We start from the raw sequence: 24,130 nt of genomic DNA, 5'->3' as shown, positions 1-24,130 counted from the left end.
CCGACGACCCGCAGACCGCCCCGGCGTGCCGGGTCGGGTCGGGCGCCATCGTTCCGTTTACGGAACGGCGGCGTGTAGCACCATAGCCGGATGACCCCGCCTCGCCCAGCCCGCCGGCCCCCGCTCGACGCCGACGCCGGGGCGGTCGGCCAGCGGATCCGCGCCCTCCGCGCCGAGCGTGGGGTCTCCCTGTCCACGCTCGCCCGGGCCGCCGGGGTCGGGAAGGCCACCCTCTCGGCGCTGGAGAACGGCACCCGCAACCCCACCCTGGAGACGCTCTACGCGATCACCGCCCAGCTCGGCGTGCCGCTGGCCGCCGTGCTCGCCGGGCCCGCCGCCACCCCGACCGTGCGGGGCGCCACGGTCGTCGCCACCCTGCTGGAGTCGTTCACCGACACCGACGCCAGTTACGAGCTGTACCGGTTGCGGGTCCGCCCCGGCGGGGAACAGGTCTCCCCCGCCCACCGGCCCGGGGTCACCGAACACGTCACGGTCTTCGCCGGGATGCTCCGCGCCGGCCCGCTCGACGCCCCGCTGACCGCCGCCGCCGGTGGCCACCTGCGCTGGACCTCCGACGTGCCGCACGGCTACGCCGCCCTCGGCGACGAGGAGGTCGCCGCCAGCCTGCTGCTGCGCTACCCCCGCAGCTGACCCGCGCCCGGCACCCGGTGCTGCACCGCCCAGAGCGCCGCCTCGGTACGCGACGCGGAACCGGTCTTGCGCAGCAGGTTCGACACGTGCACGGTCACCGTCCGCACCGAGATGCCCAACGCCCGCGCGGCCTGCTTGTTGGACATCCCGGCGACCAGGCAGCCGAGCACGTCCACCTCCCGACCGGTCAGCTCGGCGACGGGTGGGGCGGCGGGCCGGGGCACGGGCCTGCGCTCCGGCGTCCGCAGGTGTTCCGGCAGCGGCTCACGCACCAGCGCCGCCATCCCCCGACCCGCGTGTACGGCCAACAGCTCGGTGAGCGCGTACGGGTTGCCGCCGGTGCGTTGCCAGACCGCGGCACAGACCCGCGCCGGTGGCGGGCCCTCGTCGTACACCTGGGTGAGGATCTCCGCCACCTCGGCGACGCCGAGCGGGCCGAGATGCTGGCGCACCGCACCGCGTACCCCGCAGAGGCGGGCCAGGACGCGGCGGGTGAGGTCCGGTACGACCGCGTCGGCCGGCGGCCGGCTCGCCACCACCAGCAGCGCCGGCAGCTGCGGCGCGGTGGCCAGCTCGACGACCAGGTTGAGGCTGGCCGGGTCGAGGTCGTGTAGGTCCTCCACCACCAGCACGGCCGGGCCGGCACCCACCAGCAACCGGACGGTACGCACGGCGAGCCGCAGCAGCGTGCCGGGGGCGTACCGCTCGCGCGGCGCGGTCGGCTGCTGCGCCAGCCAGGCCAGCGCGTCCGGTGGCAGGTCCAGGGTCCCGACGTCGCGGACGCTGAGCACCGCCGCCAACCAGTCGTAGGGGGCCGGATCGTGCACCCGCGCCGTGCCGGTGAGGATCACCGCCGGACGGGGAGCGAGGCGCTCGACGGCTGCCGCGACCAGCAGGCTCTTGCCCACCCCGGCGGCCCCGGTGATCACCGTGACGGCGGGTGCCGACCGGCCCGATCCGGCCACGGTGGACCACGCCCGGTCGAGCTCCGCCAGCTCTCCGACGCGACCCACCATCGACACCGGGATCATTTCTCCCACCCTACGTACTAGTGCGTAGAGACGGAGGGAGGGTGTATCCGGCAAGCTTGACGCATGACGCTGATCCTCCGCTCGGCCATCCTCAACGACGTCGGCCTGGTCCGCACCAACAACGAGGACTCAGCCCTCGCCGGTGAACGCCTGGTCGCGGTGGCCGACGGCATGGGTGGGCTGCCCGCCGGCGAGGTGGCCAGCGAGATCGTCATCCGCATCCTGGACGAGCTGGTCCCCCCCACCGGCACCGACGAGGCCGCCGAGGCGTTGCGGGCCGTGGTCTCCACCGCCAACCGCCGCATCCGCGCCGCCATCTCCGCCGACCCGGCCCGCGAAGGCATGGGTACGACGCTGACCGCCGGCCTGCTCGCCGGGGACACCCTGGTCCTCGCCCAGGTCGGCGACTCCCGCTGCTATCTGCTGCGCGACGGCGAGCTGACCCAGCTAACCCGGGACGACACCTTCGTCCAGGCGCTGGTCGACCAGGGTGCGCTCTCCCCCGACCAGGCCCGCCACCACCCGCAGCGGTCCCTGGTGACCCGGGCCGTGCAGGGGGCGGACGCGCCACCCGCGATCGGCGTGCTGACCGTGTTCGCCGGGGACCGGGTGCTGCTGTGCAGCGACGGGCTCTCCGACTACGTCGCCGACGAGGCGATCCACGGCGCGCTCACCAGCTACCAGGACCGCCAGCACTGCGGCGAGCAGTTGGTCAAACTGGCCCACCAGGCCGGTGCGCCGGACAACGTCACCGTGGTGGTCTCCGACGTGACCGAGGGCTGAACCGGGCCAACCGGGTTGCGGCCGGCCGCCGGCCGGGTTGGGATGGACGGATGCTCATCCGTCGCCTGGCCGCCGAGGAACGACTGACCACCAGCTTCCCGCTCCAGGCGTACGCCTTCGAAGCGTCCCCGCTGAGCCGGGAACGGGTCGAGGCGTTCCACCGTTACCTGCCCTACAACAAGGGCAACCGGACGCTGGTGGTCGAGGAGGGCGGCGAGGCGCGGGCCACCGCCAGCGCCGTACCGATGCGGCAGAACCTGCGCGGCGCGGTGCTGCCGATGGCCGGGGTCGCCGGGGTGACCACCCACCCGCTGGCCCGCCGCCAGGGTTACGTACGCGCCCTGCTGCGTCAACTCCTCGACGAGATGCGCGACGGCGGGCACCCGGTGAGCGCGCTGTACCCGTTCCGGGCCAGCTTCTACGAGCGGTTCGGTTACGTGGGGCTGCCCCGGGCGCGTACCGCCCGGTTCTCCCCGGCCGACCTGGCTCCGCTGCTACGCGCCGAGCTGCCCGGCACGGTGACCTGGGAACGGATCGGCTCCGGGTACGCCCGCTACCGGTCGTTCACCGAGCGGTGCCTGCGGGAGCGGCACGGCTTCGCGATCTTCCCCGAGTTCCGGGACGTCGGGCTGCGTGACCGGGACGACCGTTGGCTGATCACCGCGACGATCGACGGCAGCGTCGTCGGCGCGCTCACCTACCGGATCGACGACCACGGTGGTGAACTGGTCGGGGACGACCTGCTCGCCGCCGACCCGTACGCGCGCGCCCTGCTGTTGCAGTTCCTCGCCCGGCACGTCGACCAGGTGGAGCGGATCAGCCTCCAGCTCCCCGCCGACGACCTGCCCGAACTGTGGCTGACCGATCTGGCCGTGCACGTCGAGGCCCGGGTGACCCGACCCGGTTCGCCCGCCCCGATGGCCCGCCTGCTCGGTGTGGACGCCCTCGCCGGGCTGCCCGCCGGGCCCGGCCGGGTCCGGGTGGAGCTGGTCGACGACCGTTGGCTCGCCGGCACCCACCTGCTCGACGGCACCTCCGGTCGGTTGGAGCTGTCCTCCGCCGGCCGGTCGGTGGTGACCTCCGGCGTCGCGGTGCCGGCGGTCACACTCACCGCCGCCGGGTTGTCCGCGCTGGCCTACGGGGTGCTCGACCCGGCCGAGGTGCACCTGCGGGGGCTGGGTGACGTCGGCCCGGAGGCGGCGGCGGAGCTGCGTCGGCTCTTCCCCCGCGCCCTGCCCTACCTCTTCGCCGACTTCTGACCATCCGATCCGCGCCGCGTCCCCGGCCACCCGGATGCCGTCGGGTCGCCGGGCAGCCCGGGTGCCGTCGGGGCGGGACCGGGCGCGGGTCTGGTTGACGTGCTCCCGGGGCGGGTACGGTCCCCGGAATGCCACAGTGGTTGCAAGCCGGGGCGTGTGGCCTGTTGGCCGGTTCCGCCCTGCTGATCGGGGCAGCTGTCGGGTACTTCGCCCGGGTGCCCCGCACGGTCGTCGCGTCGATCATGGCGTTCGGCGCGGGCGTGCTGCTCTCCGCCGTGTCGTTCGAGCTGATCGCCGAGGCGCACGATCAGGGTGGTCTGCTGCCGACCGCGCTCGGGGCGACGGGCGGGGCGCTGGCGTACACCGGGGCGAACGTGCTCCTCGCCCGACGGGGCGCCCGGCACCGCAAGCGGTCCGGCCAGGAGCAGCCCTCCGAGCAGGAGCAGCCCGGTTCGGGGTCGGCGATCGCGGTGGGTGCACTGCTCGACGGCGTACCCGAATCGGTGGTGATCGGCGCGAGCCTGCTGACCGGCGGCCCGGTCAGCCTGGTCACCGTGGTCGCGGTGTTCCTCAGCAACGTACCGGAGGGGCTGTCGAGCGCCGCCGGGATGCGCCGGGCCGGCCGCTCCCGCCGCTACGTCTTTGCACTGTGGACGGCGATCACCCTGATCAGCGGGGTCGCCGCGCTGCTCGGCAACACCCTGCTGGGCGGTGCCCCACCGGAGGTGCTGGCCACCATCACCGCGCTGGCCGCCGGGGCGATCCTCGCGATGATCACCGACACCATGGTCCCGGAGGCGTTCGAGGACGCGCACCTGCTGGTCGGCCTGATCACCGTCCTGGGCTTCCTCACCGCGTTCGCCCTCTCCCACGCCTGACCCACCCCACCCGACCCGCCCCCACCGCACACCCACATCCCGCCCCCTCCGCATACCGAGCCCCGCACTGCGCCACCCCGCACTGCGCTGCGCCACCGCCCCGCACTCGAACAGGACGTGCACGAACAGGCCGCACGCAGGCCGGCCGCACACGAACAGGACGTGCACGAGTGGGTCGGGCCGGTGGAGGGGCGGGGCGTCGCCGGTCAGTAGGGGTCGCCCTGGCCGGGGGCCCGACCCCGGAGCAGGCCGGCGGGGCGGCCGGGCAGGTCGGCGTCGCCGGACATCGGCGGGCCGGCGGTGTGCGCGCCGTGGGCCATCCCGGCGAACAGTTCCTTCAGCGCGGTCACCGCGTCGATCCGTGGCTGCCAGCCGAGTTCGGTCTCGGCCCGGGCGCTGGACATCAGCGGTGCGTTGAGCCCCAGTTCGACCCAGCCGGCATCCACCGGTTGCAGCCGCAGCCGCCAGGTCAGCGCGGCGGCGGTACGCAGCACCGGGGCGGCCACCGGCACCGTCCAGCCCTGGAAGTGCCGGGCCACCAGCTCCGGGGTCAGCACCGGGTCCGCGGCGACGTTGAACGCGCCGCGGGCCTCACCGAGGACCGCCCGGGCGTACGCGTCGGCCACGTCGTCGGCGTGCACCGCCTGCATCCGCAGCCGACGGTTGGCCGGTACGAGCGGAATCCGCCCGTACCGCAGCAGCCGCACCGGGGCCAGCGGCCCGAGGAAGTACCTGGTGATCTCGGTGCCCGCGTCCCGTTGGAAGATCAGCCCGGGGCGCAGCCGGACCACCCTCAGCTGCGGGTGTGCGGCCTCGACGGTGTCCAGCATCGCCTCGACCTCGGCCTTGTCCCGGCTGTACGAGGAGCCGGGCACCCCGGTAGCCGGCCACCGCTCGCTGATCGGGTGGTCCTTCGGGCCGGGCGCGTAGGTGCCGACCGACGAGGCGTACACCAGGGCGGGCACCCCGGCCCGGACGACGGCCTCGGTCACCGCGCGGCTGCCGCCGACGTTGGTCCGGTGCAGGGTGCGTTGGTCGTGGCTGGGTTGGATCTGCCAGGCCAGGTGCACGACGGCATCGGCCTGCGTGAAGATCGCGGTGAGCTGGTCGACCGCGCCCGGCGCCCCGACGTCGCAGGAGTGCCAGCGCATCCCGGCGTAGGGTGCCCCGGCGTCCGGGCCGGGCAGCCGGCGGGCGACGCCGACCAGGTCCAGCCCCGGTTCCCGGCCCAGCCGGCGCAGCACCGCCGTGCCCACGTTGCCACTGGCCCCCACGATCACGATCCGCATACCGGCTGCGGTACCCGCTGCACCCGACTCCAACCCCGCACCGCATCGCCAACCCCGCACCGCGACTCCAACCCCGCACCGCATCGCCGACCCCGAGGCCAGACCGACCCCGAGGCCAGACCGAGCCGGCCGTAGCCGCCGGCGAGGGGCGGCGTCCGGTCGACCGGACGCCGCCCCTCGCCGTGCCGGAAAGCCCGCCGGCACCGTCTCCCGATCGCGGGTCAGCCGCCGGCCGGGGTACGGGCCGGGCCGTTGTCGACCAGCCGGAACGTGCTCCGCAGCGGCGCGTCGCCCAACTCCTCCAGGATCAGCCCACGGCTCGGCGAGAACTGGAGGAACGCCGAGTTGTTGCTGATCGCGTACGCGCCCTTGCCCGCGCTCGCGATGGTGAACAGCTGGGCCGACTTACGGGGGTTGCAGGCCGCCCCCTCGACGGTGAGCGACCCGCCGTTGGCCGGGTTGACCACCTGCCAGCAGGCCGGGTCGTCGCTGGCGGGGTGGTTGTCGCGCTTGCCGTACGACTTGATCAGGTATTTGCCGGCACCGGCCGGCGTCGGCACGAACAACTGGCGTCCGCTGTCGTCGTCGACCTCGACCAGCGCGCCGCCGTCCAGGGACACCCCGGACTCGGTCGACTGCACGCGGACGATGGTGACCTCCCGCTTGCCCGACAGCACCGGGGCCGGGCCGGCCGTGGCCGCCGGCTTCCCGGTGGGCTTGGACGGCGCCGGGGTCGGCGGGGACGTCGCCGGGTCGGCGGGCAGCGCCGTGCCGCTGGGCGTCGCGGCAGCGGACGGCGTGCCGGTGCTCGACGGCGTGGCGCTGCCCGACGCGGCCCCGGTGGGCGTGGCGGTGGTGTCCCCGCAGGCCATCAGCGCCCCGGAGCACACCAGCAGCGCCATCCCGGTAATCCACTTCACCTTCGCCATGCCGTGCTCCTCCACCCGGCCCCGCGGTCGTTCGCGGGGGTCGTCCACCTGAGCTTCCCGCCAGCGGTGATCGCACCGCGGCACACACTGGACGCCGGTGACCGTCCGCCGGTTTCGCGGTGTCCGGAGAAATTCGGCGGGGTGCTCCGGCCGGGCGTTCCCGGCGGGCTTCCGCCCCGCTGCCGTGACACACGTCACGTCATTCGGGTGGGCGTGATCGACCACGGCTCATACCGAATGTCTGACCAGTACGAATGGCGCGACCGTCCACAGTCGCCGGATTGTGGCCCGGTGCCTGACCGGATAGACGGTAGGGTTGGCACACATCGGCGTCGACCAGTGGCGCAGGACCGCTGGTGTCTATGGCTTGACCAGGATTGGATACGACGACTTGGCGCACAAACAGGCCGACCGCGAAGACCCGCGCCGCGCCTCAGACGATCAGGCCCCCCGACGACATCGGGTCGGCGTGCCGGTCGACCGCAGTCAATCAAACGACGCGTGATCAGGCTGGTGCTCATTCCCAGCGTCGTCGCCCTGGTCGTCTGGCTCGTCGCCTCCGGCTATCTCATCTTCCAGGGCTTCTACAACCGTCAGGTCGCCAACAGCGTCCGGCAGGTGTCGATCCCGGCGGTGTCCGCGTTGTCGTCGATCCAGCAGGAACGGCGGCTGAGCGTCAGCTACCTGACCCAGCCGTCGCGGGACCTGAGCAGGCTCATCGAGCAGCGGCAGCAGACCGACCAGCTGCTGGCGGCCCTGCGCCCCGCCGCCGACTCGGCGCTGGCCAGCGCCCCGGACTCGATCGTGACGCGGTGGGAGACGCTGGCCGGTCTGTTGGACGAAATGGCCAGCGTACGGAGCACCATCGATTCCCGGTCCGCCAACGGGACGGGTGTCTACGATTTCTACAACCGGCTGCTCGACGCCGCGACCGGCCTCTTCGACACGCAGGCGAGAATCGTCCCGGACGTCATCGCCGCCCAGGGTGGCATCGCCGCGACCGAGGCGTTCCGGGCCAGTGACCTGATGTCGCGGGCCGGTTCCACCATTGACGGTGCTTTCGGTGCGCGCACCCTCAGCCCGGAGGACCATCTCGACTTCACCAACCTGGTGGGGGCCTATCACGCCGGCCTCACCAACGTGGCGCCACACCTGGAACCGCAGGCCCGCCGACGCTATGCCGAGATCACCGCGAGCGACTCCTGGAAGCAACTCGTCGCGGCGGAAAAGGCGCTGGTCAGCAATGGGCCCTGGCGTTCCGGGGCGCCCCGCGCGCTGTCGTTCAACCGGGCCCAGTGGGAAACCCTCACCCGACAGGTCTCCGACGATCTGATCAATCTGACCGTGGTGCAGGCCGACACCGTGTCGGCCCGGACGCTGCGTACCGGCAACACCCAGCTCCTGACCGCTTCCCTGGGCAGTCTGATCGCGTTGCTCGTCGTCATCGCCGCGATCATCTGGGCGGTCCGCCAGTCGCAGATCCTGGTGGACCGGGCGCTGTCGGTCCGCCTGGCCCAGTTGGGCCGGGACGCCGAGTCGGTGGTCGACAAGCAGCTACCGGCCATGATGGAGCGGCTACGCCGGCGGGAGAAGGTCGACCTGGCGGCCGAGTTGCCCCTGCAGGATTACGGCAGTGACGAGATCGGTCGGGTCGCCGAGGTGATCAACCGCTCGTTGCAGGCGGCGGCGGGCGCTGCCGTCGACGAGGCGAAGACCCGGGCGGCCGGCATCGCGATGCTGATGGGTGTCGCGCGCCGTCCGCAACGCCCGCTGCAACGCGGTCTGAAGGTCATCGAGGATCTGCAGAACCGGATCGGTGACGAGAAGCTGCTGGCGGAGCTGTTCGACATCAACCACCAGCTCACCCAGACCCGCCGTTTCCTGGAGAACCTCGTCATCCTGGCCGGCGGCCAGATCGGTCGCCGCTTCCAGAACCCGGTGCCGGTCCGGCGGGTGCTGTTGGCGGCCTTCGCGGAGGCCCAGCAGTACCAGCGCATCACGTTGCGCAGCGCACCCGACGTGGCGGTGGTGGGGCCGGCGGTTGCCGGCACCGTCCACCTGGTGGCCGAGTTGCTGGACAACGCGTTGGCGTTCTCCCCGCCGGAGACCACGGTCTGGGTCACCTGCATCGAGGTCAAGCGCGGCATCGCGGTGGAGATCGAGGACGCCGGTGTGGGTATGCGGGCGGACGCGCTGGAACGGGCGAACGAGCTGTTGGCCACCGCGCCGACCCCGGACGTGACGGCGCTCAAGGACGGCGCGCAGGTCGGTCTGCACGTGGTGGCGGAACTGGCCAAGCGGGACGGCGTCCAGGTGAGCCTGCGCGCTTCGGCGTACGGGGGTCTGCTGGCGATCGTGCTGCTGCCCGACCGGGTGATCGCCACCGACCCGTTCCCCGCCGACCTGGACCGCACCGACCCGGGCGTCCTGCCGCTCGGCACGGTCGCCACGGCGATGTCGCGTCCCGGCGTCGGTGCGGTGCTGCCGGTCGGCGGTGGCCGGCGTGAGCTGCACCCCGCCGCCGGGGCCCGGCCCGCCGCCATGGTGGCCACGGCGGCGGGTGGGTCGGTGCAGGCACCGGCCGATCCTGCCGGGGGCCGGCAGCCTGACCGCATCGGGGGCATCATGACCGACGTTCCGGCGCAGCGTGGTGCGGTCCGCAGTGGTGCGTCCGGCCCCCAGGTCGCCGACCGGCCGCCCCTGCCGCACCGACGGCCGCAGCAGCATCTCGCTCCCGAGCTGCGCGAGGAGGGCCTGCCCGCACCGGCGTCCGAGGCGGCCCCGGCTGCCGTGCGGTCACCCGAGGAGGCCAGGGACCGGTTCACCAGATACCAGCGGGCCTGGGCCGCTGGTCGGGCGGCGAAAAACGGAGATCCAGCCAGCAGAGACGACCAAGGCAGGAAAGTATGACCCACTCGGCACCGCAGAACGATCTGACCTGGATCCTGGACGATCTGGTAGAGGTCCCTGACGTTGTCTACGCGGTTGTCCTGTCCACCGACGGGCTGATCGTGCAGAAGTCCACGTCGCTCCCGCAGGACGCCGGGGAACTGCTGGCGGCCGGCGCGTCGTCCCTGCACAGCATCGCGGCGGGGATGGGCCGACGGTTCGACAGCGGCCCGGTCCAGCAGGTCATCATCGAGTACGAGGGACGGACGCTGTTCGTCGCCGCCGCCGGCCAGAACGCCCGGTTGGCGGTGCTCTGTGAGCAGTCCGTCGACATGGGCACCGTCGCGTACGAGATGAGTCGCCTGGTGACCCGGATCGGCGACTACCTCGGCTCCGAGGCCCGCCTCGACGGCGTGATGCTCGCCGACCGACCCGGACTGAAATCGTGACCCACGACGTGTGGGACGGCGACGACGAGGCGGAGGCCGGCCGGCTCGTGCCGCTCTACATCCTCGTCAACGGGCGGACGAGTCCCCGTAACACCAGCCTCGACCTGGCCACCCAGGTGATCGCCCTGCCGGCCGACCAGACCCGGCTGGAGCAGGAATACCGGGAGATCCTCCAGCAGTGCACCGGTTGGATCTCCATTGCCGAGATCGGCGCCTACCTGCACCGTCCGCTCACCATCACCAAGGTGATGGTCGACGTGCTCCACGAGCAGGGCTTTCTGGATATCGGCTCGCCGGCACAGGAAAAGATCGCCGACCGGTGGCTGCTGGAGACGGTACTCGCCGGCCTCCAGCGGATCTAGACAAGAGGGACTGATACACGTGGATCGGAAATCGGTGAAGGTCGTCGTGGCGGGTGGCTTCGGCACCGGCAAGACGACCCTGGTCGGATCGGTCAGCGAGATTCCGCCACTGGTCACCGAGGAGGTCCTCACCCAGGCCAGCATCGGTGTCGACGACATCACCGGTGTCGAGGGCAAGACCAGCACCACTGTCGCGTTGGACTTCGGTCGGATCACCATCAGCAACGACGTGGTGCTCTACCTGTTCGGCACCCCGGGGCAGGACCGGTTCTGGTTCATCTGGGACGAGCTGGCGCAGGGTGCGGTGGGGGCGATCGTGCTGGTCGACACCCGCCGGCTCGGCACCAGCTTCCCGGCGGTCGACTACTTCGAGCGCCGGGGTATCCCCTTCGTCGCCGCCGTCAACCGCTTCTACGGTGAGTGTCCCTACACCGAGGAGGAGATCCGCGCCGCGCTGGAGTTGGACGAGACCGTGCCGCTGCTGTGGTGTGACGCGCGGGACCGGGCCTCCAGCAAGCAGGCGTTGATCGAGTTGGTGCGGCACGCCCTGACCCGGTTGCCCGCCACGGCCTGAGCGGCGGGCGGCGGCCTCCGACCCACCTGAGCGGCGACCCACGACTGTGGTGCCGCCGGGCAGGGCGGTGGTGCACGCCGGCCCGGGCCGTGGGGCCCGGGCCGGAGCCGCAGCGTCGCGGGTGTGGTCAGTCGGCGCTGCCCGCCGCCGTCAGCGGCGTCAACCGCACCTTGAAGTGACGCAGCAGGGGTGGTGACGAGACCACCCGGTAGCCGGGGACCCGCCCGGGTTCCTTGGCGATGTCGGCGAGTACGGCGGCCACGTACTCGAGGTGGGTGTCGGTGTAGACCCGGCGTGGGATGGCCAGGCGCACCAGCTCGAAGGGGGCCGGGGTGACCAGCCGGTGCCGGTCGTCCATCCCGCCGAGGTAGAGCGAGCCCAGTTCGGCGCAGCGGATGCCCCCGTCGAGGTAGAGCTGGCAGCCGAGGGCGTGGCCGGGGAACTCGTGCGGCGACAGGTGCGGCAGCAGCCGGCCGGCGTTGAGGTAGAGGGCGTGGATGCCCGCCGGTTGGACGGTGTCCACCCCGGCTTCGTTGATCAGCTGGGCCATTCGGGCGGTGGAGGCGGCCCGGGCCCGCAGGTAGCCGGGGTCGACCACCTCGCGTAGCCCCTGGGCGAGCCGTTCGAGGTCGTGGCCGGCCAGCCCGCCGTAGGTGGAGAAGCCCTCGGTGGCGATCAGGTTGGCCTCGCACCGGGCGTGCAGGTCGTCGTCGCGTAGCCCGATGAGCCCGCCGATGGCCGACAGGCCGTCCTTCTTGAGGCTCACCACGCAGCCGTCGGCGAGCCCGAAGGCGTGGGTGGCGATCTGTCGTGGCGTCCAGTCCTGGTAGCCCGGCTCGCGCTGCCCGACCAGCCAGGCGTTCTCGGCGAACCGGGCCGCGTCCAGGAAGAACGGCACCCGGTGGCGGCGGCACAGGTCCCGCACGGCGGTGAGGTTGGCCATCGACACCGGTTGCGCGCCGAGACCGTTGTTGGTGATGGTCATCAGGACCAGGCCGACCCGGTCGCGTTCCGGCCCGGTGAGGGTACGTTCCAACGCGTCGAGGTCGATGTCGCCCTTGAACGGTGCCGGGCTGTCGAGGTCGAACGCGGCCGGGCAGGGGAGGTCCCGGGGTTCCGCCCCGGCCAGCTTGACGTTGGCGTGGGTGGTGTCGAAGTGGGTGTTGCTGAGGCAGAGCTGGCCGGGCTTGAGCAGGCCGCTGAAGAGCACGCGTTCGCCGGCCCGGCCCTGGTGCACGGGGAGGATGTGCGGATAGCCGGTGAGGTCGTGGACCTCGTCGCGGAACCGGAACCAGGAGCGTGCCCCGGCGTACGACTCGTCGCCGAGCGCGGCGGCGGCCTCCTGCGCCGCCGAGGTGGCCCCGGTGCCGGAGTCGGACAGCAGGTCGACGGTGATCTGGTCGGCGCGCAGGTTGAACGGGTTGTATCCCGCCTCCGCGAGGGCCGCCCGCCGCTCCTGCGGGCTGAGGAAGGGGATCGGCTCGACCACCTTGATCCGGTACGGGGGCAACATCTGGTGCAGGTCCACGACCACGGTTCGCTCCTTGGGGGATCAGGGGTGTCGAGCGCCGGCCCGGCCGGTGGGGGTCGCCAGTGCCACGAGGTCCACGGTCGACGGTCGGCGTACCGGGGGACTCACCTGGTACGCCTCGGCGGACAGGTAGACGGTCACCCCCGGGCGGGGGGCGCCCAACCGCAACGACAGGTGCGGGATCAGCCCGACCCCGTCGCGTAGCGGCCGGCGGGCCACTGCGGCGAGCGCCCGGTCCAGCACCGTGCGGTCGAACCCGTAGCGGTCCAGCACCGCCACCACCCGGTCGTACGCCTCCTCGTCGTCCCGGACGTAGCCCCGGATCGGCACGTAGAGGCTGTAGCCGACGGGCCGGTCGACCCCCTCGACCAGGGTGTAGCTGCCGACCAGCGGGAGACCGGCGAACCGGGTCCGGCCACCCCCGGCCAGTGCGGCGAACTCGGCGAGGTTGGTCGCGTCCACGTCGTGGACCACGCCGGCCGCCCGGACGACGTCGGACACCTCGGCGTCGTGGTGGGTCAGGTAGAGCTTGACCCGGGCCTGGGCACCGTCGTGCAGGTCGAGGGCGAAGAACGTCAGCCGGTCCCGGTGACCCAGTTCGCCCGGCCGAATGCCGTGGTCGAGCATCGCCCGGTAGGACCGGCCCAGGCCGAGTCGGTGCAGGGCCTCGGAGACCAGGCCCGGTGCCCGGTCGACCCCGCGGAGTTCCGGATTGAGGTAGACCTTGAACTCGGGGCGTCGTCCGTTGCGGAAGACCAGTGAGCACCAGAGGGCGAAGACACCCTGCGGGTCGTACGTGGCGAACAGGTCGCGTACCGAATCCAGCCGGGTGGTGGAGAGTCCGGCGCGGTGCGCCTGCCGGTCGAGGAACCGCCGGGTGGCGAACATGTTGGTCAACCGGCCGGGTGGCGTTCCCAGCGTCTCGCCGAGAATCCGCACCGTGGGCGGTTCGGTGCCGCTGAAGGCGATGGAGAACTCCACCGGAGTGTGATCGTCGGCGATGTTGGACGGCCAACGCGGCGGGGCCGACAACGGCTGCGGGCCGGCGGGCCCGAGCAGGCTTTCCAGCAGTTCCAGCGGTTCTGCCGCATTGATTCCGCTGGCCTCGCACAAACGCCTCAGCTGGTCGCTCAGACGATCGGAAAGGGACACCTCGTCCATCGATTCTCTCTCCTGATCATGCCGGCGACCAAAAGAGACCTTAGGAAGCGTTTATCAAGAAGGTCAAGATTGATCACAACTTGCAATGACATAACAGGATCGAGACTGGCAAATCACCCTGAACAATTACCCAGAGTCGCGTACAGGATACGTCACGCGTAGTTGCCGTCCGACGGGGGGTCATCGGCCGGGGTCGAACCCGTCGGGGTGCCCGAAAAGACGTCGGGCCGACGCCAGGTGGCGTCGGCCCGACATCGGGGCACGGCGACAGGGTCGCCCTCCGGTTTCCGGCAGGACCCGGGCCGGGGCGGTCCGTCCGACCGTCAGTCAGCGACCACGGTCAGGGTCAACGGACCGCCGGGAAGCGGGGTGCCGGCATTGTTCGGATAGCCCCACGAACTCGAGTTTCCGGCCTGGTCGTCCAGCGTGAACCCGATCGTGTACCGGCCCGGTTCCAACCGGCCGGTCGACACCGCCAGGTGGAGAAGACCGGTGCCGTCGTCGTGCTGCCCCCCGTACATGCCGCCCCGCGAAGCTCCGGTGCTGTCGTAGATCGTCGCGCTGGTCGACGAGATCGGAGCGAACTCGTCGACCTCGATCGTGACGTCGAAGCCGAGGCCCCAGGCGTCCGCGGTCTCCTGGGACGTCCAGGTCGCCTTGGGCAGCTTCGCCGAGAGCACCACCGGCGCCTTCTCGTCCGGCACCCGGGTGACGGTGAGGTCGAGTTCGGGAGCAGCGTAGGTGGTGCCGTAGAACGCGACGTTACCCGCGCCGTCGGTCAGCTTGATCCCGTCGATCCGGCAGGAGCTGGCCCAGCCCGCCGGCACCCGGATCTCCACCGAGACCACGCCGTTCTCACCCACGGTCGGGGTGTGTGACAGCTGGGAGCACCAGGACAGGTCCACGTCGACGGCGGTCAGGCCACCAACCGCACCGTGCGGCGTGAAGCTGAGCGACGTCGTCGCCTGCCCCCGCCAGTTGTTCACCTGCGCCGGGACGAGCGCGAAGCCCGACGCGCTGACCACGTCGTTGCGGCTGACCTGGATCGGCTCGGGCCCCTGCGGCGAGGTGTCCGTCCGGGTGTTGCCCCAACTGTCGGTCAGGTCGAGCCGGGCCACCCGCCACGTGCCGGACGGTGAACCGGCCGGCACGACGATCGAGACGGGGCAGAACGCCCAGGTCGGCTCATAGACCGTCTCGCCGTTGCACGACCACTGCGAACCGCTCTGGACGAGCTGGAACGTGGAGGTCAGCCGGGCACCTCCCGGGCCGGCGAGCGTGAGCTTGCCCTTCCTGAAGGCGGACTCGTCCACGACCTGCACCCGGTAGCGCAACGTCACCCCGGAACCGTCATCGTAGAAGCCGCTCGGCTGACCGAAGTCGAAGGAGAGTTGCTCCGCCACCGGACCCTGGGAGTCGACGAGCTGGGTCACCGCCAACGCCGCCGGGCCCGGGTCGCGCACCGTACGGGCATGGGCGACGTCGTCGGCGATGGTCACCTTGGTCACCCGCCAGACCGTCTCGGCCGCGACGGAGTAACGCGGCACCACGAACTCGTAGACGTAGGTGGACTGCTGGGCCGTTCCGGTGCCCCCGACCTGCGTACGACCCCCGAGCAGGTCGTAGGAGACCGTGTGGGGTTGGCCGACCTGCTCGTCTCCGGCGAACTGGCGCAGCTCGACCGCGCCGTTGACGCGCTGGGCCCTGGCCGCCCGGTCGGTGATCGTCCACGTCAGGTCGACCACGGCGTAGTCCTGGGTGACGTCGACCTGCGGCCGGTCGAAGGCGATCGACGTGATCTCCAGGACGGGCCCGGCGGCCGTTGCCGCCCCGCCCGCAGTGGTGATCGACAGGGCCACCGCGGCAGCTGCCACGGTGGCGGAAAGCGCGCGAAGGCGCCGAGACATCATCTGCTCTCCCCGTGCAAAAGAGATCCCTCGATGGATCACCTGCTGACAATAGCCAGGCCACACCATCCAGAAAGGACCGGGCGCACCCGTCGACCCGCGTTGATCCCGCTCGGGTCGACGATCCGCCGCGGTGCCCGGCGGGTGGGCGGTTCACCGCGTACCCCGGTCGGCGTCCGGGCGACAGCGCCGAACACATTCATGTGCGACACTGTCCGTCACGGTGCGAAACCTGTCACACACCCAACGGAAGGGCAGGCGATGGCCACCGCTGCGGCACCATCAGTGCTGATCGGCGCGGTCGTGCGCGTCATGCGGGACCTGGCGGTCCACCCGCTCACCCTGGAGGTCGACAGCACCGGGGCACGCGTGCTGACCACCATGCACGCGAGCGCGCTGCGGACCCGCAGCCGGGGCCCGTACCGTCAGGACGACCTGCCGCCCGAGGCCCTGGCGATGATCGACTGGCTCAGCCTTCGCCTGTCCGTCGATCCCCAGCGGGTCGACGTCACCATCGAGGGCGGCGGACCCTGGCCCCGCCTGCTGCTGGAGTTGCCCGCCAAGCGGGTCACCGTACGGTTCGTGGTGCCCGAGGACGTCCCACCCGTATACCAGCCGGACTCCAACAACGTCGGGTTGTCGGTGGACATCAAGATCGCCCTGGAGTTCCTCGCCGGTTCCCTGCGCGCCCTGGGCGGCCGGCTACGCGGCGAGCCACCGATCACCCTGACGCTGAGCTACCCCGACGATCCCCACTACGAACGCAACACCGCCGGCCTGCCGCAGGAGTTCCGGGATCTCGTCCCGCCGGTCGTGGCGGACCTCGCGGTCGACCGCAGCCGGTTCTCCCGCAAGCAGCGGGCCGCCCACGACGAAGCGCTGCGCGCGGCGGCGTACGACGACCAGCTGATGGAGCCCGTGGCGGGAGGTGGGCTCAGCACCCGGCTCGGCTCGGCCCGGTTGCGGGTCAGCCCGTGAAGTCGTAGTCCCAGTCCAGCTCCCACCGCCGGATCGCCGGTCGGTCGTCCATCGACACCAGGCTCCGGCCGTCCGCCGTGAACGCCACGGACGTCACCGGCTCCGGATGACCGTCGCACGTGTGCACGCGCCGCCCCGTCCGCACGTCCCAGATGCGCAGCGTACGGTCCGCGTCGGCGGTCACCGCGTGCCGCCCGTCCGGGCTGACGTCGAACACGTCCGCCTCGGAGGCGAGTTCGCACAGCACCCGCCCGGTCGCCGGCTCCCACACCGACACCACCCGCCCGTACGACCCGTCGTACGCGGGGACGAGCCCGACCCGTCCGTCCCGGCTCACCGCCACGGCGTCGCCCCGGCTCGGCAGGACGTACCGTTGGCGGCCGGTGTGCACGTCCCACGCGGTCAGTTCCCTCGCCGAGTTGACCAGGAGCTGCCAGCCGTCCGGGGTGAACCGCAGCGTCGTCCGTCCGAACCCGACGGGGACCGTGAGCACCGGGCTGCCGGTGCCCGTACGCCACAGCCGGCACGTCCGGTCCTCCGCGCCGGCCGACGCGGCGTACCGACCGTCGTCGCTGAGTCGGACCGCCCCCACCGGCCCCTGGTGCGCCACCATCGTGCGGCTCAGGTGGAACCGGTACAGGCTCCACAGGCACAGGTTCCCCTCGGCGTCACCGACGATCGCGTACCGCCCCGCACCGTCCAGGGCGACCGCCCGCACCACCCCGTGGTCGCCGTGCAGCTCCGCCTGCCGCCGGCCGGCCGTCAGGTCCCACAGGTGGGCGGTCCCGGCCCAGTCCGCGCTGACCGCGAGCCGGGCATCGGCGGAGAGCACTAGGGTGTGCGTCTTGCCCACCCGCTCCGCGAAGGTGTGCCGTTGCTGGCCGGTCGGCAGCTCCCACACCCGGATCAGGCCGTCGGCGCCACCCGTCACCGCCAGCTCCCCGTCGACACTGAGCGCCGGCTCCAGCCCGGCCACGAAGGTGAAGTTGCCGCCGCGCAGTTCGTAGCGCTGCCAGATGCCCAGGGGTGCGGCCCGCCCGCCCGCCGTCCGCCCCAACCGCTCCCACCGGTCCCGCAGCTCCGGGTGACGCTCGAACCCGACCAGGTCGCGGGCGGCCCGTAGCTGCCCGGCGGCGTCGGCCGTCCGACCCTCCCGGACGAGCGCCTCCGCCCGGGCGATCCGTTGCCGGACCTGCTCCTCGGCCGCCAGCACCGCCCGCGCCGCCAGGGGCCGCTCGTAGCTCCACGGCGCCCGCAGGTCGGGGCGGGGCAACCGGTGGACGTGCAGCCCCCCGTACTCGTCCCCGACCACGACCAGCGTGCCGTCGCCGCTGATCGCCACACAGGTGAGCGAGAGCAGACCGACCAGCTCCGGTGGCAGCCCGTCGGTACGCGTGGCGACGGTACGCAGGCACCGACCGGAATCCGTCTCCCAGATCCGTGCCGGTTGGTTGGCACTGCCGAACCCGATGGAGGCCGCCCGTTCGCCGTCGCCGCTGAGCACGATCGTCGAGTGCCGGTTCAGGGTGCTCGGCACCGGACCCCGAACCCGGTTAGGTCGGGTCTCCCACAGGTGCGCCACCCGTGTCTGGTGCCCGATCAGCAGGGCGTATCTGCCGGACCCGCCCAACGCAACCTGGTTTACCCCGGTCATCCGCATGTCGGCGGACTTGACCAGGCGGTGCAGCCACCGTCCGGTGTCGACCTCCCAGACCACCACACTGCCGTCCGGGGGCGCCGCCGACACCGCGACCGCGCCGTCCTCGCTCAGGCCCAGCACGGTGACCGCCGCGGGGCTCTCCTGGATCTCCGGCAGGATCCGGCCCGCCGCGTCCAGGTTCTGGTGGGTGCTCGGCGGGTGCTCCAGGGTGCGCCGCAGCCGCCCGTCAGCCGTGTCCCGTACCTCGATCCGACCGTTGTCGTACCCGATGGCGGCCGTGCCCGAGGCGGTGAGCGCCAGTGCGGTCACCGCCGCCCGCTGGTCGGACGGCACCCGGACGCACCTGTCCCGCGCCAGGTCCCAGCACTCGACCGGGCCCCCTTGCGGGCGACGAGCGCGGCCCGGCCGTCCCGGTCGACCGTCAGGGCCGTGACCTCGGCACCGGTTGAGTCCGCACCGAGTTCGGTGCCCACCGGCTGCCCGGTCAGCGACCACGTCCGGAGGCTGCCGTCCCTGCCGCCGGTGACCGCCACCCGACCGTTCCCGTCGACGGCGACGGCGGTCACCCGGCCCCGGTGGCCGGACAACCGCGGCGACCCGGGCTGCGTCCCGCGCCGGGCCAGGGCGGCGGTCACCTCGGTGATCTCGGGGCCGGCGGGCGCGGCGGCCAGCAGCGGCCGGGCCGCCGCATCGTCACCCCGTTCGGCGTGTACGAACCCCAGCAGATGGTCGGCCCGCCAGTTCTCCCCGGCGATCTCCCGTGCCGCCAGCAGCTCCGCCAGCACCTGTTCGTCGGTGATCCGGCCCTGCCGCCACCGGTACAGCGCCCAGTTGTAGACCGCACCAGGATGGTGCGGGTCGGTGTCGACGGCGGAGCGCCACAGCTGTTCCGACTCCGCCGGCCGGTCGAGGTCGAGTAGCGAGAGCGCCTGGTTGGACAGGCTGCCGGCGAGCAGGCCCGCCGCCGACGGCCGCACCCGTGGATAGCGGACGCCCAGCGCGTCCGCGTACACCCCGGCGACCTCGGTGGCCAGGTCGGCGAGGCGGCGGGGGCGGGTCGACGGGTCGACGTCGAAGCACCGCCGGAGCAGGTCGACGATCCCCGGCGGCATCGGCTGCGCCGCAGGCCAGGTCTCCCCCGCCGCCAGGTATTCGGCGAAGGTCTCCCGTGCCGCCTGACCGTAACGGCAGGGACGGTGACCGGCGAACGTCTCCCACACGCACAGCGCCCACGACCAGACGTCGGTGGCCCGGGTGAGGGTCACCCGCGCACCGGCCGCCGCCTCGGCCTGCTCGGGTGAGCAGTAGGCGGGGGTCATGCCGCCGAAACTCGCACCCAGGCTGACGTCCGCTGCGGCACCGGTGGCCCCGTCCACGGCGGCGCGGGCACCGGCCAGCCCGAAGTCGGTGACCTTCGCCGTCCAGGCGCCGTCGAGGCCGACCATGATGTTCGCGGGTTTGACGTCCTGGTGGATGAGGCCCTGCTGGTGGGCGTGGTCGATGCCCCACGCCGACTGCACCGCGAGGTCGAGCGCCCGGGCGAGGAACCCGCCGTCCGGCTCCTCGTGCAGTCGCCCGGCCCGGACCACCTGGTCCAACGATCCACCGGCGACCCACTCGGCGAACACGCAGGGCAGCCCGTCGACCCGGCGCACGTACGCGCAGCTGACCACGTGGGGGTGCAGGCCCAGCCCGACCCAGGTGCCCGCCTCGGCTTCGAAGCGGGCACGCTGCGCCTCGGTGGTCAGTTGCTCGGGGCGCGGCACCTTGACGGCGAGGTCGGTGTCCCAGCCCGGGTGCCGGACCCGGTAGACCAGACCCATGCCACCGGCGAGGGGCTCGTCGAGCACTTCGTAGAGATCCAGAATCTGGTCCCCGGGACGCCACCGCATGGTTCGAGCCTGGCACCCCCCGACACACGGGACAACCATCGGTTGGTCGCGGACGGTAACCTCGGGGGTCGGGCCGCGTCGTCAGGGAGTGACCGTGAGTTTTCGTTACTACCTCTACGTCAGCGACGCCAAGGTGGACATGCTGCTGTCCCAGATCGACCCGGGTCACCAGCGCAGGCGGGCCGCCGAGTTCAGCGTGAACCTCACCGTCGTCGGGGTGAAACGCAGCGTCGAGAACCCGGGCACCGACCGGTTGGCCCGCCTGGAGCGGGTCACCCGCTACCTGGACGAGCACGCCGACGTCGGTTCCGTGGACGAGCCGGGGCAGTTCTTCCGGGGGTTGCTGCCGATGCGGTGGGGCATCGTCCCGACCACTGGTGAGCTGTCGCTCGTCTACTTCGGTGGCCGCACCGACGACACCATCGTCGGCCTCGGCGGGTCACCGTTCCACCTCGTCGGCGCGGCCCCGGCGGCCGAGTCCACCGGGCGTGGGCCCATGGGATCGTCCACGATGCCGGCGCTGCTCGCCGGGCTCGTCGACGACGAGGCCGCACCGGTGCCGGGCACTGCGCACGACGCGGCGGACGAGCCGGACGCGGCCGAGGTGGCGGCGCTGGCCTCGGTGCACCAGGCCGGCACCCGCCTGCGTGGGCCCACGCAGAACGTCGAGTTCCTCGCCAAGCGGCTGCTCCACGGGCCCAGCCCGTACCCGGAACTCGACGGGCGGCCCGGCATGACCGTGCTGCTGGGCAGCCCGCTGTACGTGGCGCTGGTCGACTGACCGGGCGGCCGGGCGTGGGCACCGACGACCCCGGGGCCGGGCGACCCGCCGGGGCGGTGCCGGTCCCCCCGCCCGTCACGGTGACCGTGCAGGCCGGGTCCACCGTCGACACGTACGTCTTCCACCGTCGCACGACGGTCGTGGTGGGGCGGGCCGCCGACTGCGGGATCCGGGTCGACGACGGGCAGCGGCTGGTCTCCCGCCGGCACTGCCAACTCGACGTCGACCCTCCCCACGTGCGGATACGCGACCTCGGCAGTCGGCACGGCACCCACCTCAACGGCCGCCCGGTCGACGGCGGGCAGCACCTGTCGGCCGGTGACGAGGTACGGGTCGGGCGCGCGACGTTACGCGTCACCCTGCCCGACGACGGGACTCGGGAAGCCGCCGCCGGACCGGAGGACACCGGGGCCACCCCCACCGGGGCCACGCCGACCACCCCGGACACCGGGCCCCCCGGTCCGGAGCGGGGACGGGCCCTGCCGGCGCTGGTGACGGCTGCGGCGGTCGGGGCCCCGGCCTCGACGACTTCACCGACCACCGGGTGCTGCGGGAGATCGGCCGGGGCGGCCACAGCGTCGTCTACCTGGCCCGCCACGAGCCGTCCGGCCGGCTCGTGGCCCTGAAGACGCTGCTCGCCGACCGGGCGGTGGACCCCGCCGCGCGGGACGCCTTCCGCCGCGAGATCGCGTGTGTCCGGGGGCTGCGGCACCGCAACGTCGTCGCCCTGCACAGCAGCGGCGCGGCCGATGCCGCCTTCTTCTTCACCTGCGAATACTGCCCGGGCGGCAGTGTCGCCGAGTTCGTGGCCCGGCGTGGTGGCCGGCTCCCGGTCGACGAGGCGCTGCCCATCACGCTCGACGCGTTGGACGCACTGGCCTACGCCCACCGGGCGGAGCTTGCGGTCGTGCTGGCCGACGGCCGGACCCAGACCGCCCACGGCCTGGTGCACCGGGACGTCACCCCGCACAATCTGCTGCTCACCACCGGGGCCGGAGGTGAGGTCGTCACCAAGGTCGCCGACTTCGGGCTGGCGAAGGCGTTCGAGAAGGCGGGCCTGTCCGGGCACACCGGGACCGGTGCGATCGGCGGCAGCCTGGCCTTCCAGCCCCGCGCCCAACTCATCGACTACCGGTACGCCCGCCCGGAGGTGGACCTGTGGGCGGTCACCGCCTGTCTGTACTGGATGCTGACGGGGACGACGCCCCGGGATTTCCCCGCCGGGGCCGACCCGGTCGCGGTGGTCCTGCGGACCCGGCCGGTGCCCGTCCGGCAGCGGGACGGGGCTGTTCCGGCGAGGCTGGCCGACGTGATCGACGAGATGCTCGTCGACCAACCCCGGGTGGCCGCGACGACGGCCGCCGCGCTCGCCGACGCGCTCCGGCAGGCCCGGTGACGGCGTGCCGCGCCGACGCCCGCCGACCTGCCGGTGCCCGCCGGGCCGGTCACTCGTGGATGACCTCCTGTTGCAGTACCCCGAGGTAGCCGTGGGCGGCGATCCGCTGCGCGCGGTCGGTGTAGAAGTCCGGGTCGTCCGGCAGGACGGTGGCCAACCCGTCGACGTAGCGGTTGAACATGCAGAACGCGGCGGCGATCAGCACGGTGTCGTGGATCTCCACGTCGGTGGCGCCCTCGGCCCGGGCGGCGGCCACCAGGTCTCCGGTGACCTCCCGACCACCGCGTTGCACCGCGCCGGCGACGTCGAGCAGCGCGCGCATCTTGGCCGACACCGGGGCGCTGTCGACGTCGTCGTGCACCTGTTGGACCAGGGGCATGCCCTCGGGGAGTTGCGCCGCCGCGTACGCCGCGTGGGCGGAGTAGCAGTAGCGGCACTCGTTGAGGCCGGACACATAGGCTGCGATGAGTTCCCTTTCGCCCCGGGTCAACGTGCCCGGTGCACACAGCAGCGCCTCGACCAGCCCGTTCAGTGGCAACGCCGTCTCCGGCCGGAAGCGGAACAGGCCACGGATTCCGGGTTCGTTGGTATTTAACGTGATGTGTGGCATGCGAGCTCCTTCGCCGACGCAATGGAAAGCCCGGACTTCCTGACCCGGACCGGCGTCAGATTGGATCATCGCCATGGTCACCGTCAATGTTCTGCGCATTCTTCCTGGTCCGGTGGCCGGATCCGGGGAACGCCCCAGCCGGGGGTGACCCGGGCACGAGCCGGGTGGGCCCTGATCACCCGCCGGGTCCGGGGCGGTGAGCTGCCCGGACGGGGCACGCTAGCCTCTGCCGGCATGTCAGCATTCGGCAACTCGCCCAACGTCCTGTTCGCGACGACCGTGACGGCGACCCGGCGACTGTCGCCCGGGTTCGTCCGGGTGACGCTCGGCGACGAGCGGTTGCGGGAGATGGCGCCTTACCAGCTCGACCAGCGCATCAAGATCATGCTGCCGGTCGACGGTGGCTATCCGACCGCGCTGCGGGCGGGGCTGCCCGAGCAGACGTGGCGACGTGAGTGGCGGTCCGTTCCCGGCGAGGTGCGCCCGAGGCTGCGCAGCTACACCGCGTACCGGACCCGGCCGGCGACGGGCGAGCTGGACCTGGACTTCTACCTGCACCAGCCGCACGGCCCGGCGAGCGGCTGGGCGGCGACGGCCCGGCCGGGCGACCGGCTGCTCCTGTCGGGCCCGCACGTGGGGGCCGGCCAACCCGGTTACGGCGTGCAGTGGGAGCCGGGGCCGGCGACCCGGGTGCTGATCGCCGCGGACGAGACGGCGTACCCGGCGGTGCGCGGCATCCTGTCCGGTCTCGGCCCGGGGGTGCGGGCGACGGTCCTGCTGGAGGCCGGCGTCGCGGCGGACGCCGCCACCCTCGACGAGGTGACCGCCGGCCACGCGGTCGAGGTCCGGTTGCGTCGCGGGGCACCGGGCGGGACGGTCCTGACCGCCATGGTGGGCGACTGGTTGGCCGAGTACGGGCCGGCGGCGGCATCGTCGGGGGCGCAGTTCTACGCCTGGACAGCTACGGAGAGTAGCAGTATTGCGCAGGTGCGCAGGCTCTTCACCGAGGCGCGCGTCGATCCTCAGCAGGTCCACACACAGGGCTATTGGCATGACCGCCCGGCCCGCGACGAGGTGGATGATTAGGTAATGCTAACCTAAAAATGTTAGTGAATAATCA

At 72.5% G+C, this 24,130-nt stretch carries 22 protein-coding genes; 13 read left to right on the top strand and 9 right to left on the bottom strand.

Features of this window, described 5'->3' with window-relative positions; translation table 11 throughout:
- Positions 1-90: 90 nt before the first annotated feature.
- Positions 91-651 (top strand): helix-turn-helix domain-containing protein, encoded by a 561-nt coding sequence (locus J7462_RS21235; protein ID WP_219465716.1) that lies wholly within the window; start codon positions 91-93, stop codon positions 649-651.
- Here J7462_RS21235 and J7462_RS21230 read toward each other — a convergent pair.
- Complete coding sequence (locus J7462_RS21230; protein WP_219465713.1) at positions 636-1,682, bottom strand: response regulator transcription factor; 1,047 nt, start codon at positions 1,680-1,682, stop codon at positions 636-638. The genes J7462_RS21235 and J7462_RS21230 overlap by 16 nt on opposite strands.
- A 63-nt stretch (positions 1,683-1,745) precedes the next feature.
- Here J7462_RS21230 and J7462_RS21225 point away from each other — a divergent pair, with 63 nt between their 5' ends.
- The 3 genes from J7462_RS21225 to J7462_RS21215 all read left to right on the top strand — a co-directional run bounded on the left by J7462_RS21225 (position 1,746) and on the right by J7462_RS21215 (position 4,602).
- Positions 1,746-2,465 (top strand): PP2C family serine/threonine-protein phosphatase, encoded by a 720-nt coding sequence (locus tag J7462_RS21225; protein ID WP_208565430.1) that lies wholly within the window; start codon positions 1,746-1,748, stop codon positions 2,463-2,465.
- A gap of 50 nt (positions 2,466-2,515) precedes the next feature.
- Positions 2,516-3,724, top strand: a complete 1,209-nt coding sequence (eis, locus tag J7462_RS21220; RefSeq protein ID WP_219465710.1) for an enhanced intracellular survival protein Eis — start codon at positions 2,516-2,518, stop codon at positions 3,722-3,724.
- A 128-nt stretch (positions 3,725-3,852) separates the two neighbouring features.
- Positions 3,853-4,602 carry a ZIP family metal transporter gene (locus J7462_RS21215; protein WP_219465709.1) on the top strand — a complete coding sequence of 250 codons (750 nt, stop codon included), beginning with the start codon at positions 3,853-3,855 and terminating at the stop codon, positions 4,600-4,602.
- A gap of 206 nt (positions 4,603-4,808) precedes the next feature.
- On the opposite strand, the gene J7462_RS21210 is transcribed toward J7462_RS21215, so the two are convergent.
- Both J7462_RS21210 and J7462_RS21205 read right to left on the bottom strand, forming a co-directional pair.
- Positions 4,809-5,891, bottom strand: coding sequence for an NAD-dependent epimerase/dehydratase family protein (locus J7462_RS21210; RefSeq protein WP_219465707.1), 1,083 nt, complete (start codon positions 5,889-5,891; stop codon positions 4,809-4,811).
- 221 nt (positions 5,892-6,112) lie between these two features.
- The gene (locus J7462_RS21205; protein WP_255597824.1) at positions 6,113-6,820 is read right to left on the bottom strand and encodes an RICIN domain-containing protein; all 708 of its coding nucleotides are present in this window, start codon (positions 6,818-6,820) and stop codon (positions 6,113-6,115) included.
- Between the two features lie 501 nt (positions 6,821-7,321).
- On the opposite strand from J7462_RS21205, the gene J7462_RS21200 reads away from it, so the two are divergent.
- The 4 genes from J7462_RS21200 to J7462_RS21185 are packed head-to-tail and all read left to right on the top strand — an operon-like array spanning position 7,322 to position 11,094.
- Positions 7,322-9,730, top strand: a complete 2,409-nt coding sequence (locus J7462_RS21200) for a nitrate- and nitrite sensing domain-containing protein (protein ID WP_308290973.1) — start codon at positions 7,322-7,324, stop codon at positions 9,728-9,730.
- Positions 9,727-10,158 (top strand): roadblock/LC7 domain-containing protein, encoded by a 432-nt coding sequence (locus J7462_RS21195; RefSeq protein ID WP_208565426.1) that lies wholly within the window; start codon positions 9,727-9,729, stop codon positions 10,156-10,158. The genes J7462_RS21200 and J7462_RS21195 overlap by 4 nt, the downstream gene beginning before the upstream one ends.
- Positions 10,155-10,520 carry a DUF742 domain-containing protein gene (locus tag J7462_RS21190; protein ID WP_208565425.1) on the top strand — a complete coding sequence of 122 codons (366 nt, stop codon included), beginning with the start codon at positions 10,155-10,157 and terminating at the stop codon, positions 10,518-10,520. Before J7462_RS21195 ends, J7462_RS21190 begins: the two co-directional genes overlap by 4 nt.
- Positions 10,521-10,539: 19 nt before the next feature.
- Positions 10,540-11,094, top strand: coding sequence for an ATP/GTP-binding protein (locus J7462_RS21185; protein ID WP_308290972.1), 555 nt, complete (start codon positions 10,540-10,542; stop codon positions 11,092-11,094).
- Positions 11,095-11,221: 127 nt separating this feature from the next.
- On the opposite strand, the gene J7462_RS21180 is transcribed toward J7462_RS21185, so the two are convergent.
- The 3 genes from J7462_RS21180 to J7462_RS21170 all read right to left on the bottom strand — a co-directional run bounded on the left by J7462_RS21180 (position 11,222) and on the right by J7462_RS21170 (position 15,645).
- Positions 11,222-12,628: a tryptophanase gene (locus J7462_RS21180; RefSeq protein ID WP_308290971.1), complete on the bottom strand. Its 1,407-nt coding sequence runs from the start codon at positions 12,626-12,628 to the stop codon at positions 11,222-11,224.
- A gap of 18 nt (positions 12,629-12,646) precedes the next feature.
- Entirely contained in the window at positions 12,647-13,786 is a 1,140-nt protein-coding gene (locus J7462_RS21175) for a tryptophan dimethylallyltransferase family protein (RefSeq protein ID WP_219465705.1), read from the bottom strand.
- 323 nt (positions 13,787-14,109) lie between these two features.
- Positions 14,110-15,645, bottom strand: a complete 1,536-nt coding sequence (locus J7462_RS21170) for a hypothetical protein (RefSeq protein ID WP_219465703.1) — start codon at positions 15,643-15,645, stop codon at positions 14,110-14,112.
- 309 nt (positions 15,646-15,954) lie between these two features.
- Here J7462_RS21170 and J7462_RS21165 point away from each other — a divergent pair, with 309 nt between their 5' ends.
- A complete protein-coding gene (locus J7462_RS21165; RefSeq protein WP_219465700.1) occupies positions 15,955-16,671 on the top strand; it encodes a hypothetical protein in 717 nt (238 codons plus the stop codon).
- Here J7462_RS21165 and J7462_RS33390 read toward each other — a convergent pair.
- The gene (locus tag J7462_RS33390) at positions 16,661-18,664 is read right to left on the bottom strand and encodes a WD40 repeat domain-containing protein (protein ID WP_219465698.1); all 2,004 of its coding nucleotides are present in this window, start codon (positions 18,662-18,664) and stop codon (positions 16,661-16,663) included. The genes J7462_RS21165 and J7462_RS33390 overlap by 11 nt on opposite strands.
- Entirely contained in the window at positions 18,637-20,223 is a 1,587-nt protein-coding gene (locus J7462_RS21155) for a protein kinase (protein WP_219465697.1), read from the bottom strand. The genes J7462_RS33390 and J7462_RS21155 overlap by 28 nt, the downstream gene beginning before the upstream one ends.
- 94 nt (positions 20,224-20,317) lie before the next feature.
- On the opposite strand from J7462_RS21155, the gene J7462_RS21150 reads away from it, so the two are divergent.
- Genes J7462_RS21150 through J7462_RS21140 form a run of 3 tightly spaced genes read left to right on the top strand, consistent with a single transcriptional unit; the run spans position 20,318 to position 22,400 of the window.
- Complete coding sequence (locus J7462_RS21150) at positions 20,318-21,004, top strand: SAVMC3_10250 family protein (RefSeq protein WP_219465691.1); 687 nt, start codon at positions 20,318-20,320, stop codon at positions 21,002-21,004.
- Between the two features lie 14 nt (positions 21,005-21,018).
- Positions 21,019-21,630 (top strand): FHA domain-containing protein, encoded by a 612-nt coding sequence (locus J7462_RS21145; protein WP_219465690.1) that lies wholly within the window; start codon positions 21,019-21,021, stop codon positions 21,628-21,630.
- A complete protein-coding gene (locus J7462_RS21140; protein ID WP_219465687.1) occupies positions 21,549-22,400 on the top strand; it encodes a serine/threonine-protein kinase in 852 nt (283 codons plus the stop codon). Before J7462_RS21145 ends, J7462_RS21140 begins: the two co-directional genes overlap by 82 nt.
- Before the next feature lie 49 nt (positions 22,401-22,449).
- Here the strand turns inward: J7462_RS21140 and J7462_RS21135 are convergent, their stop codons facing one another.
- The gene (locus tag J7462_RS21135) at positions 22,450-23,010 is read right to left on the bottom strand and encodes a carboxymuconolactone decarboxylase family protein (protein WP_219465685.1); all 561 of its coding nucleotides are present in this window, start codon (positions 23,008-23,010) and stop codon (positions 22,450-22,452) included.
- 234 nt (positions 23,011-23,244) lie between these two features.
- Here J7462_RS21135 and J7462_RS21130 point away from each other — a divergent pair, with 234 nt between their 5' ends.
- Complete coding sequence (locus J7462_RS21130) at positions 23,245-24,096, top strand: siderophore-interacting protein (protein WP_219465683.1); 852 nt, start codon at positions 23,245-23,247, stop codon at positions 24,094-24,096.
- Positions 24,097-24,130: the final 34 nt, after the last annotated feature.

The sequence above is a fragment of the Micromonospora sp. RL09-050-HVF-A genome, assembly GCF_019374995.1.
GTDB classification, from domain to species: Bacteria; Actinomycetota; Actinomycetes; order Mycobacteriales; family Micromonosporaceae; genus Micromonospora; species Micromonospora antibiotica.
The sequence above is the reverse complement of the archived record's forward strand: the minus strand, read 5'-3'. Positions and strand labels throughout refer to the sequence as shown.